At 37.5% G+C, this 12,065-nt stretch carries 7 protein-coding genes and 1 pseudogene; 4 read left to right on the top strand and 4 right to left on the bottom strand.

Translation table 11 applies throughout. The features are described 5' to 3' along the window. The 4 genes and pseudogenes from accD to HEMROJRC1_RS10630 form a co-directional block, all read right to left on the bottom strand. The coding region (gene accD, locus HEMROJRC1_RS10640) for an acetyl-CoA carboxylase, carboxyltransferase subunit beta (RefSeq protein ID WP_226692886.1) at positions 1 to 739 on the bottom strand (739 nt) is incomplete at its 3' end. 83 nt (positions 740 to 822) lie between these two features. Then, a complete protein-coding gene (truA, locus tag HEMROJRC1_RS10635) occupies positions 823 to 1,617 on the bottom strand; it encodes a tRNA pseudouridine(38-40) synthase TruA (protein WP_226692885.1) in 795 nt (264 codons plus the stop codon). A 308-nt stretch (positions 1,618 to 1,925) separates the two neighbouring features. Further along, entirely contained in the window at positions 1,926 to 2,042 is a 117-nt protein-coding gene (locus HEMROJRC1_RS10955) for an IS3 family transposase (protein ID WP_374707308.1), read from the bottom strand. 94 nt (positions 2,043 to 2,136) lie between these two features. After that, a pseudogene (locus HEMROJRC1_RS10630) lies at positions 2,137 to 2,584 on the bottom strand (IS3 family transposase); the annotation flags it as partial. 242 nt (positions 2,585 to 2,826) lie between these two features. On the opposite strand from HEMROJRC1_RS10630, the gene HEMROJRC1_RS10950 reads away from it, so the two are divergent. Genes HEMROJRC1_RS10950 through HEMROJRC1_RS10615 form a run of 4 tightly spaced genes read left to right on the top strand, consistent with a single transcriptional unit; the run spans position 2,827 to position 11,913 of the window. Further along, complete coding sequence (locus HEMROJRC1_RS10950) at positions 2,827 to 3,996, top strand: restriction endonuclease subunit M (RefSeq protein ID WP_374707297.1); 1,170 nt, start codon at positions 2,827 to 2,829, stop codon at positions 3,994 to 3,996. Between the two features lie 26 nt (positions 3,997 to 4,022). Then, positions 4,023 to 5,819 carry a site-specific DNA-methyltransferase gene (locus HEMROJRC1_RS10945; protein ID WP_374707296.1) on the top strand — a complete coding sequence of 599 codons (1,797 nt, stop codon included), beginning with the start codon at positions 4,023 to 4,025 and terminating at the stop codon, positions 5,817 to 5,819. Between the two features lie 3 nt (positions 5,820 to 5,822). Further along, positions 5,823 to 9,038, top strand: coding sequence for a DEAD/DEAH box helicase family protein (locus HEMROJRC1_RS10620; protein ID WP_226692884.1), 3,216 nt, complete (start codon positions 5,823 to 5,825; stop codon positions 9,036 to 9,038). Between the two features lies 1 nt (position 9,039). Then, positions 9,040 to 11,913, top strand: a complete 2,874-nt coding sequence (locus HEMROJRC1_RS10615; protein ID WP_226692883.1) for an SNF2-related protein — start codon at positions 9,040 to 9,042, stop codon at positions 11,911 to 11,913. The last annotated feature ends 152 nt before the right edge of the window (positions 11,914 to 12,065 follow it).

Here is a 12,065-nt window from a genome sequence, read left to right as displayed (position 1 = left end):
AACCTTCCGGTAATTTTTCACGAACGGTTTGTTCAATCACACGTGGACCGGCAAAACCAATTAACGCTTTTGGTTCGGCAATATTTAAATCGCCTAACATTGCAAAACTGGCTGAAACGCCTCCTAAAGTAGGATCGGTCAGTACGGAAATAAACGGCACACCCTTTTCACGCATTTGTGCAAGTACGGCACTGGTTTTCGCCATTTGCATAAGTGAAAATAACGCCTCTTGCATACGGGCACCACCACTGGCGGAAAAACAAACGAACGGGCAATTTAATTCCATTGCTTTTTCCGCAGCCTTCACAAATTTCGCACCGACAACCGACCCCATTGAACCGCCCATAAAAGCAAAATTAGATGCAGCCACCACAATCGGCATATTATAAAGTGTTCCCGTCATAGTAATCAGTGCATCTTTCTCACCGGTTTCTTTTTGTGCCGCACTGATACGATCTTTATATTTCTTTAAATCCTTAAATTTTAAAATATCTTTCGGCTCTAAATCAGCGGCGATTTCTTGGCTTGAGCCTTCATCTAATAAACGCAACAGACGTTCACGTGCATCAATACGCATATGATGTTCGCACTTTGGACACACATAAAGATTGCGTTTTAATTCTTCACTATAAAGCACCTGTTCGCATGAAGTACATTTTGTCCAAACACCTTCAGGTACATTTGCTTTACGTGTTGAAGGAGATGGGCTTTTGCTAAAAATTCGGTCGATCCAGCTCATTTTTTTACCTATTTATCCACTAGAAAATTCGGCGTATTAAACCATAATTCCAAGTTCGTTGCTAGTCAGACAAGCTCATTACGTTAAATAAGCGCATCCTCAAGGAAAAGCGGCCCTAATTTAGATTGAGGAATAGCAAATTTTTTAGGATAAATCACGTTCACCAAATACAATCCATCAGGTTTTGCCGTTGGTGCGGCAAGTTTACGATCCTTTTGTTCCAATAACCATTTTAGCCATTCAACAGGTTGATTACCTGCACCGACTTCAATCAGACTCCCCACAATATTACGCACCATATGGTGCACAAAAGCATTCGCCTGAATATCAACGATAATATATTCTCCTTTTCGCACCACATTTAAGTGATGAATATTTCTCCAAGGTGTATTGGATTGACATTGTGCCGCTCGGAAAGCGGAAAAATCATGTTCCCCGAGTAAAAATTGTCCTGCTTGATGCATTTTTTTATCATCCAATTCTAAATGACAATGGGTTATACCTGCCGGCAAGATAGCGGAACGTAACTTATTGCAATATAAAAGGTAGCGATAACGACGAGCCGTTGCAGAAAAACGAGCATGAAATTCATCATCAACAACTTTCGCCCATTTCACCGCAATATCATCAGGCAAATTGGCATTCGTGCCGAACTCCCATGCTTTTTCAGGACGGACTACATTCGTTTCAAAATGAACGACTTGCCCTGTACCATGCACACCGGAATCGGTTCTCCCTGCGCAAAAAATATCAATCCTTTCATTTGCAACAAAAGATAACGCCTTTTCCAATTCACCTTGTACGCTCTTCACTCTGTCTTGTCGTTGCCAACCAAAATAATGCTGCCCGTTATATTCAATACCTAAAGCAATTTTCATCCTCACCTCTCTTCCACAAAAAAACACCAAAGAGCTTTTTTTGGTGTTTTTCATCAAGGTTAAAAATTAAGCACGTTTCTAAAATATGTGTCCAAATTTAAACTCACCAAAATTATTCTAATAATATCAAATAGTTAAAACAATATAAAGTTATTCATTTCTGAAACTAGATTAATTTTTCCGAAATTCTAAAAATGGCAGGGTTGTTTATAAAAAATAAAACGCCGAAAAACTACCGCACTTTACTCGTTCCAAGAAAACAAAAAAGCGAGAAGTGCTCCACTCCCAAAAACTTAGACTGATTTAATTCAAGGAGTGGGTTCTGTACTGTACAGACTCAATCCTTTTAATTTCACTTGAATACGCCCATTATTATAGTAACGAACATAGTCGTGAAAGGTTTGCTCAAGCTCAGCAAAACTGATGAACTGTCTGCCATTCCGCCTTTAACTGTGCAAAAATTTCCACCGCCCCATTATCTAAGATCTAAGCAATTCCCCTTTCTTGACATACTTACCCTAATACCGCTTTTCCGACACATTTCCCAGTATCTATATTTTCCATAAGATGATAAAAGAACGTACTACGTTTTAAGCCGATAAGTCGCAATAAAAAGTCGTAGAAGATCCTTCGGGAATAAAGATTTTACTATAGCGGCTTTTTCCGTATTTTTGTTTGACTGAATTCATGCAACTTTATCCGCTTCTAACTCCAAAATGCGATAACGCAAGCATTCTTCCTCAGTTTAGGGTTTCAGTGGCATTTTCGGATATTTTGGTTTCACAGGAGGGCGCCCCTTAGGCTTGGGTAATAACCCCTTGATTCCTCTATTATTATATTGGAAAAGTCAACAGCGAAGTGAGGTTTCTTTCAACTAAAAATGCTGACGAGTTAATGATTGACTTCTTCCATTCTGAAGATAAAACTCGATGACTTGTTGTTTAAAAGATTGGTTGTATTTTGTCAGAAAATCGGCATCTTAATTTGTTAAGGATTTAATTCAACTTTTTTGGGGTAGATCATTGCACTCAACACTTTTTATCGTTATCGAAATTTTTTAGGCTATGGCTATAGGTATGAAATTAAAGCACTAAAAGAAATATTACAGAAAATTTATACACTTATATATCCCATAAAATAATAATCCCTCCCCAATTCTTTTTTATAATGCTAAACTATAGCACTCAATAACTAAGTAAAGAGAGCACCATGAACTCAAAATTAGATTCATTAACCCAAAAATTAAAAGAGATTTTTCAAATCGACAAACAAGAGCTTGATTTTGGTATTTATCGCATTTTAAATACACGTTCAGAGCAAATTGCTTATTTTTTAGAAAATACCCTACCTCAAAAAGTCCGAGAAAAACTCAAAGGCAACGAGGAACAAGAAAATGCTGTTTACAACCATCTGCTCACTTTTTTCGCTCGTTATTACGACAATGGTGATTTTATCAGCCAACGCCGTTACAAAGGCGAAACCTACGCAATCCCTTATAATGGCGAAGAAGTCGTATTACACTGGGCAAATAAGGATCAGTATTATACCAAATCAGGCGAAAATTTTAGCCATTATCGTTTTGCCCTTGAAGACGGTCGCAAGGTGCATTTTCGCCTGATTGAAGCGGACACCGCCAAAGACAACCGCAAGGAAGAAGACAAAAACCGCTTATTTGTGCTTGCCGAGCCTCGCATGCAAATTGGTTTTGATGAAGAAAATAATGAACTCGAACGTCAAATCGAGCCATTTTCCGTGAACGAACAAGGCGAGCTGGAAATCCGTTTTGAATATAAAGCAATGCCAAAATCTGCCAAACAGCCCGAACTCATCAAACAAGCGGTGGAAAATTTTAGATTTTCTGCTTTTACTGAGCAATGGATATTACTGCTCTCCCCTGCTTCGACCGAGAAAAATAAAGATCGCACTTTATTTGAAAAACATCTTAGCGATTACACCACCAAAAATACGGCAGATTATTTTATCCATAAAAACTTGGGCGAATTTTTAAGCCGTGAGCTAGATTTTTATATTAAAAATGAAGTGATGAATTTAGATAATCTGCAAAATGCCGAAGATTTTGCTGATATTGAACGTAATTTAAGCCTTATTCAAACCCTGCGATCAGTGGCAAAAGATCTGATTGCCTTTTTGGCTCAATTAGAAAACTTCCAAAAACGCTTGTGGCTTAAAAAGAAATTTGTCGCCAACTGCCATTATTTAATCACTCTTGATAAACTGTTACCAGCCTTAAAAGATCAAAAAAGTGCGGTGGAAAATCTGCTCAATCAGGTATTAAACAATGCAAAACAGCGTGAAAACTGGTTGCATTTGTTCGGCAAGTCTGTTACCCCCCCCCCCCGCATTTTGATGATTTTTTAACCTTTATCACGCAAAATCCCCATTTGGTGATTGATACCTCACTCTACCCAGCCACCTTCCAAGCCCAATTATTATCGCTGATTGATGATTTAGATAACCAAACCGATGGCGTGATTATTCATTCCGATAATTTCCAAGCCCTAAATTTACTCCAAGCCCGTTATCAAGAACAGGTGAAATGTATTTATATTGATCCACCGTATAATACTGAGAAAGATCGATCTGAAGGGAAATTTATTTATAAGGATAATTATCCTCATTCCACTTGGTTAAGCCTAATGTATGATAGAGCAATCTATGCTAGAAATTTAATGAAAACAATAGGGGTTATTTCTTTTAGCATTGATGAAGTGGAAGTATCAAAATCTTGGGAAGTATTTAAAGAAATATTTGGAGAAAAAAATTTTGCTACTGATTTTATTTGGGAAAAAAAGAAAAAACCATCCTTTTTACATAAAAATGTAGGTAAACTAAACGACTATATCATTACTTTTGTTAAAGACTATAAAAAGACATTTCCTTTCTCAGTTGAAATGACTACTGAAGGAAAAAAAACACCTCTCAATAATTCTGGAAATAATTTATCCACTTTAAAATTTCCAGCTTATAGTGTTAAATTTAATATTCCTAATTGTATTATAGAACCACAAGATATGTCAGAAGGAAGTATTAAAACTGAGCTATTAAACCACGTAATAATAAAGAATGGTTCAAATGAAAATGAATTTACTCTTAAGGGAGAATTTAGGTATTCTCAACAAAAACTAAATGAAATAATTGCTAACAATGAAGAATTATATATTAGCAAATTACCATTCAGACCAAACCATATAAAGTCTGGTGGAGAAATAAAGAAAATGAAAAATATATTTTCTCCTAATCACTATGAAATGGAAACAAATGAAGATGCATCAAAACAAATTATTGATTTATTTAATAAAGAAGAATTTAAAAATCCAAAACCAGTGAAGTTGGTTAGTTATTTAATTAAAAGTGTAACTTATGAGCATAAATCAGATTTAATCCTCGACTACTTCGCCGGTTCCGGCACTACTGCCCACGCTGTCATTAACCTTAATCGTGAAGATCAAGGTAAACGCAAATATATTTTGGTAGAGCAAGGGGAATATTTTGATACGGTACTAAAACCTCGTATTCAAAAAGTGGTGTATGCCAAAGACTGGAAAGCGGGCAAGCCTGAAAATCCTGATAATCTCAACGGTATTTCCCAATTAGTCAAAGTGCTAAAACTGGAAAGCTATGAAGACACGCTCAATAACCTTGTACTTAAAAATGCCGAGGGACAAAAAGACTGGGTGAATATGCCCGAAGAAGTGCGGTCAGATTATTTGCTAAATTATCTGTTAGAAGTAGAAAGCCGTGGCAGCTTGCTCAATACTGATCACTTTATCGATCCCTTTAATTATCAACTCAATATCGCCAGCGACAGTGCAGGAGCATATCAACCGCAAACCATTGATTTGGTGGAAACCTTTAACTATTTAATTGGCTTAAAGGTGCATTTTGTTGATGATCAGCGGGAAAAACGGGGCTGGGTGCTTGTGAAAGGTGAACAGCTTAACGGCAAAAAGGTGCTGATTATTTGGCGAGATTGCAAGCGGTTAAATTATGCTGAAATTTCGCAACTGTTTGATAAGTTAGACATCAATCCGAATGATAACGAGTTTGATCTTATCTATCTCAATGGCGACCACAGCATTGCCAGCCAGACCCAAACTTTGGCAACAGACGGGGAATTAGTACAAAGCCTGAATTTGCGTTCCATTGAAGAAACATTTTTACGTTTAATGTTTGAGGAATAAAAAATGGCAAGCAAAATTAACCGCACTTTTCATCAAGATTTAATTTTAAATCAATGGATTTTATCACTATTTAATCAGGAAAATCTCGCTCAATTTAAACAGCGTTTGAGTGGTGATCGTTTTGAGGGAATTGACAGCGATGGGCAAACCTTATTTTTTAAGGAAATGCAATCGAGTTTATTTTATAGCGATTTAATCCCCGAAGCCGATTTATGCCGTTATGATTTAAATATCGCTCGCTATTGGCAACAAATTACGGCTGAACGAAATATTAAGGAAAACAAAATATTGAAGATGAAATATTTTCAATATTTATCGCTGTTGTTTACCGAAATTTATTTAGATTGGTATTTTAATAAAAAAGCAGAATTGATTTCCGTTTTAAATCAGCAACGTTTAATTCATTTTGAAGCCGATGAAAACGCCCCTGAATTTAGCCCTTACACCGAAGAAAATTTAAATAAATTGGCGTTTTGGAATGCAACGGGTTCGGGCAAAACCCTGTTAATGCATGTGAATATCCTGCAATATTTACATTATTGTAAAAAAGACCGCTTGCCCATTTATCTCTTAACGCCTAACGAGGGACTTTCACAGCAGCACTATATCGACTTGGAATTATCGGGATTTTCTGCGGGGATTTTTAATAAAAATACCGCTTTTGGCGATATTCAGATATTAGAAATTAGCAAACTCGCTGAGAAAGAAAGCGTACAAAAAGTGGCTGTGAGCTGTTTTGCAGGCGATAAATTAGTGCTAGTGGACGAAGGACATCGAGGAGCAAAAGGAACAGAATGGCTTAATTTGCGTGAGCAAATGATTGATGTTGGCTTTGCCTTTGAATATTCCGCCACCTTCGGACAAGCTTTGGCAAAAGAGGTAACATTTGCTAAAAAGCGTAACCGCTTTGAAGTGAAAAAACCGATAGAAAAGTCGATTTACGCAATTTATGCCAAATCGGTATTATTTGATTATTCCTATAAATTTTTCTATGCGGACGGTTACGGCAAAGAACATCGCATTTTTAATTTAAAGGAATTTACTGCTCAAACAGAGAGAAAATATTTTGTTGCCTGTGTACTTACCTTTTATCAGCAACTGTATCTATTTGCACGAGGCGGGGAGAAATTAATGCCCTTTAATTTAGAAAAACCGCTCTGGGTGTTTGTGGGGAATACCGTTTCAGGTAGCGATAAACAAGAAACCTCTGATATTTTGCACGTTTTGCAGTTATTGGCGTTTTTCTTAGATCCTGAAAATCAAGCTCAAATTTTATTATGGCTGAATGAATTATTAAGCGATCAAGCCAGCCTGTTAGACACAAAAGGCAATAGTATTTTTCTCAATCAATTTGTGCCATTGCAGGATTTTAAGGGAAAAGAGCGGTCGCTTTTTGAAGATATTTTGCAAAAAGTGTTTAACGCCAAGGTAGCGAAGCGTTTGCAACTTGCTAATCTAAAAAAATCCGGTGGGGAATTGGCATTACAAGTGGGGGATCAGCCTTATTTTGCAGTAATCAATATTGGCAATGATGCGGGCTTTTTTAAATTAGCCGAAAATCAAAAAGTGTTTGATAGCCAAAACGATGATTATGGAGAAGGATTATTCGCTCAAATCAATCAGCCAAGCAGCAAAATCAATTTATTGATCGGTTCACGCAAATTTACCGAAGGTTGGTCAAGCTGGCGGGTTTCCACAATGGGCTTGCTCAATATGGGGAAATCGGAAGGCTCGCAGATTATTCAGCTATTCGGGCGGGGCGTGCGTTTGAAAGGACGAGATTTCAGCTTGCAAAGAACGGCAAAAAATGACCGCTCTTCTCGGGGATTATTCCTAGATAAACTCGAAACTTTGAATATTTTTGGTATCCGTGCCAATTATATGCAACAGTTCAAAGACTATTTAAGCGAGGAAGGAATCACCACCAATGATGATTTAATCACGTTAGACTTCCCCACTTATAAGCCTTTCCCTCATTCGGCAAAGCTCAAAACACTTCGCTTGAAAGACGGCTATAGAGCCTACCAAAAAAACGGCTTTAAACAAAAAATGCCGTTAAATCTCTATGATGTGCCAGAAAAATATCGAGGCAAAATCAAACCTATTCAAATTAAGCACGATTTATACCCGAGAGTAGAAGCCTTAACGAGCCAAAAAATGACGAAAACCTTCGTGGATCAGCGTGAATTTCACAATCTTAATGCTCAACTTTTCCCTTTATTTGATTGGGATAATATTTATTTGAGCTTGCAACAATATAAAGCGGAAAATCGCTTGTTTAATTTACGCTTAAACAAGGCTCAATTACGCCAATTTGTCGAACAACATCAAGATTGGTATCAACTTTATATTCCCGCCTCGGAATTAGCTCTCACCAATTTTGCAGCGGTGGAAAAGCAACAGGCGATTTTGATCGAACTGCTAAAAAAATACACCGAGAAATTTTATCAAGCGATGCAAAATGCCTATGAGGGTGAGCATTTAGAGGCGGTGGATTTAACCGAGCAAGACGGCTCAATCATTGACAATTATGTGTTTAACATTGAGCCGACCGATGAAGGCGATGAAGTTTTCAAACGTTTAGAGCACCTAAAGCAGTTAGTAGAAAAAACAAGCAATGTCCAAGCATTAAATGGCTATTTTGTGCATAATGCGTTAATTACCTTGAGTTTAGAGCAACATTTATACAACCCGTTATTTGTCTTTAACAAAGAAATGGGCGAATTGCCTTTTACTCTTACGCCACTATTGATCAATGACGAAAGTGAAATTCACTTTGTGCAAGATTTAATTGAGGCGGAAAAATCGGGCAATCTTTATCAATGGATTGGCGATAAACAGCTATTTTTAATGCGAAATGCCGCACACAAATCAAAAGGAGTTGGCTTCGCTTTAGCAGGCAATTTCTATCCTGATTTTCTCTTGTGGTTGGTGGATAAATCGGGCAAGCAATGGCTGACCTTTGTCGATCCGAAAGGCTTACGCCATTTATCCATTGATGATGAAAAATTGCAATTAAGTTCGGAAATTAAAGTCCTTGAGCAAAAAATCAATCAGCCTAACTTTGTGCTGAATACTTTTATTTTAGCCATAACTCAAAAATCAGACTGGCTAGAAAGCAAATATTACACAGAGGAAGAGTTAAGCGAAAAACATATTTTGTTTATGGAAAATGATGATTATTTAGCCCAATTATTTGAAGGGATTTTGGAGGGATAAAATGGCAAATTATTCATCAAATTTAACCGCTTGTTACACGGCTCATCACGCTAAATATTTTGCTAATGAACTTAGCTGCCACAGTGGCTCGGACGATCCGAGCCGTTTATCACAAGCCTTGCTGGATGCCAAAGTAGAGCTTAATCCACACCAAATTGAAGCTGCATTATTTGCCTTAAAAAATCCTCTCCAACAGGGAGTGCTACTAGCCGATGAGGTGGGATTAGGAAAAACCATTGAAGCATCATTGGTACTGTGCCAACTTTGGGCGGAACGTAAACGCCAGTTATTGGTGGTTTGCCCTGCGGCATTGCGTAAACAATGGGCAAATGAGTTAGCGGATAAATTTAACTTGCCTGCAATGGTGGTGGATAAAAAAGTAATCAAAAATACCCGCTTATCTCCAGCGCTCTTTTTCAACGAATATCGTAACAAACAGATTTTTGTCGTTTCTTATCAATTTATTAGGCAATACGAGAGCTTATTCACGGGGGAAGTATGGGATTGCTTGGTGATTGACGAGGTACATAATCTTCGTAACACACATCAAAAAAGCAATAAAATCGGGCAAGCCTTGCGAAAAGCATTTAATGGGCGAAAAAAATTACTGCTTTCTGCCACCCCATTACAAAATTCCCCTTTAGATTTATTTGGAATTTCGCTCTTACTTGACGAACATTTATTCGGAGATAAAAAACAATTTAACAAGTATTTCAACAAAAATGGCGATATTCCTGAACTTAAAACACGCTTAACCCCCTTTGTACAACGTACTTTACGTCAAGATGTGTTGGAATATATTAAATACACTAAGCGACAAACCATTACCCAATCCTTCGAGCCAACACAGGCAGAACAAGATTTGTATAATGCAGTTTCCGCCTTTTTATCTCGCCCTCACTCTTATGCGTTGCCAAAACAGCAACGACATTTGACCGGCTTAATTTTGCGAAAATTATTAGCATCTAGCCCGCTTGCTATCATAGGAACGTTGGAAACGATTAAAGCTCGCTTAGTGAAAATGCAACAAAGTCATCAACCTATTTCACTTGATAAAAACTGGCTAGCCGATGAGGAATTTGAAGATTATCTGACGGAGGAATTTGAGGAAGATTTTGAGCAAGAAAAAGCAGATAACCTAGATATAACCGCCCTTCAATCAGAAATTAAGGAATTAGATCGCTTTATTAAGCAAGCCAATGCCCTACAAAAAGACAGCAAAATTTTGGCGTTATTGACTGCCTTAGAACAAGGCTTTGCCAAAATGAAAGAGTTAGGAGCTTCACAAAAAGCGATTATTTTTACTGAATCAGTTCGTACCCAGCAATATTTGCTCGATTTTTTAACACAAAACGGTTATGCCGAAAATGTGGTCGGCTTCAATGGTTCAAACACGGGTGAACTTACCAACCAGATTTATCAACAATGGCTTAAAGAAAATCAAGGAAGCAACAAAATCACAGGTTCTGCCCAAGTGGATAAACGTACTGCCTTAATTGAGCATTTTCGGGATAATGCACAAATTATGGTCGCCACAGAAGCCGGAGCTGAAGGGGTAAACCTGCAATTTTGCTCATTACTTATTAACTATGATTTACCTTGGAATCCACAACGGATTGAACAGAGAATTGGGCGTTGCCATCGCTACGGACAAAAATTTGATGTCGTGGTGATCAATATGCTTAATCAACGTAATCTGGCTGATCAACGAGTGCTACAACTGCTTACCGAAAAATTTAGACTGTTCAATGATGTATTTGGGGCATCAGACGAAATTTTAGGCCGAATTGAATCAGGAGTTGATTTTGAAAGCCGTATTTTGACGATTTATGATCGATGTCGTACTGCAAAAGAAATTGAAAATGCCTTTAATCAATTACAAGTGGAACTGGAAAGTGAAATTAAACATACCCTTGCCGAAACCCAAGAAAAATTATTTAACCATTTTGATGAAGAAGTGCGGGAACGTTTAAAGTTATGTGAAAACGAAGTTAAGCAACGTTTAAGCTTAATCCAGCGTTATTTTTGGCAACTTAGCCGAGTTATACTGGCTGATTATGCTCAATTTGATGAACAGGATTACCGCTTTATCTTAAAACAATCCCCGATTTCTGATGCAGTGATGGGACGCTATCGCTTAAGCGAAAAAGAAGGTGAGCATTACCACCGACACCGTTTAAACAGTCCTTTGGGTGAATGGTGTATCAAACAAGGGCTAGATTTACATACGCCTATTCAGACTTTGCATTTTAACTTAAGCCAAAAGCAAGGCAAATTAAGTCTGGTGGAAGAACGGGTAGGACAAACCGGTTGGCTAAAATTAGATAAATTGATTATTCAATCAGAAAGCCAAACTCAAGAACAGTTGATTTTTACTGCTTGTACCGACCAAGGGGAATGGCTCGATCAAGCATTTTGTGTGAAATTATTTGAATTGCCCGCAAATGTGCAACATAGTGAAAAAATGCCCCCGCTTACTTTATCCGAAAATTCACAAGTCCGTATTGACAGTGCTATTCATCAAGCCACTACGAAAAATGATCTGCTACTTAAACAAGAAATGATCCGACTGCGTGCTTACTTTGATGATTTGATTGAGGCACTCGGTGAAGAAATTGACAATGCAAAAATCGAAAAACGCCAAGCCGAAAACCAAGCGAATCAGGTTCAATCGGTGCAAGAACAAATTGAATGGGAAGAAAAAATTGGCAAAATCAACCGCAGACTCCGCCGTTTACGCAATGAGCGAGAAGATAAAGAAGATGAATTAGAAAACGAACACTGCATTTTATTACAAAAAATGAAAAATCGTCTAACACAGCAAAGCTCGGTTCAGGAATTGTTTGTGGTGAGGTGGGTTATTACTTCCAGATAAAATATCAAAGTCTCTAATTCTCAAAATTATACAACCCACAGTTCAATTAATAACTTTCTTTAGATTACCTACCATTCACTAGATTTTATCTTAAGATTAGTTGCATTTCTAACCGCACTTTGATTAAAAGTGCGGTCAAATTCCAATATAAC

Origin of the sequence: Rodentibacter sp. JRC1 (assembly GCF_020521555.1) — a bacterium.
In the GTDB taxonomy this organism is placed as follows: Bacteria; Pseudomonadota; Gammaproteobacteria; order Enterobacterales; family Pasteurellaceae; genus Rodentibacter; species Rodentibacter abscessus.
This window is presented reverse-complemented; position numbering and strand designations above follow the sequence as displayed.

Excerpts from the sequence above, each read along its gene's own strand:
- truA (WP_226692885.1), bottom strand. The coding sequence starts at position 1,617 with ATGAAAATTGCTTTAGGTATTGAATATAACGGGCAGCATTATTTTGGT.
- HEMROJRC1_RS10950 (WP_374707297.1), top strand. The coding sequence starts at position 2,827 with ATGAACTCAAAATTAGATTCATTAACCCAAAAATTAAAAGAGATTTTT.
- HEMROJRC1_RS10620 (WP_226692884.1), top strand. The coding sequence starts at position 5,823 with ATGGCAAGCAAAATTAACCGCACTTTTCATCAAGATTTAATTTTAAAT.
- HEMROJRC1_RS10615 (WP_226692883.1), top strand. The coding sequence starts at position 9,040 with ATGGCAAATTATTCATCAAATTTAACCGCTTGTTACACGGCTCATCAC.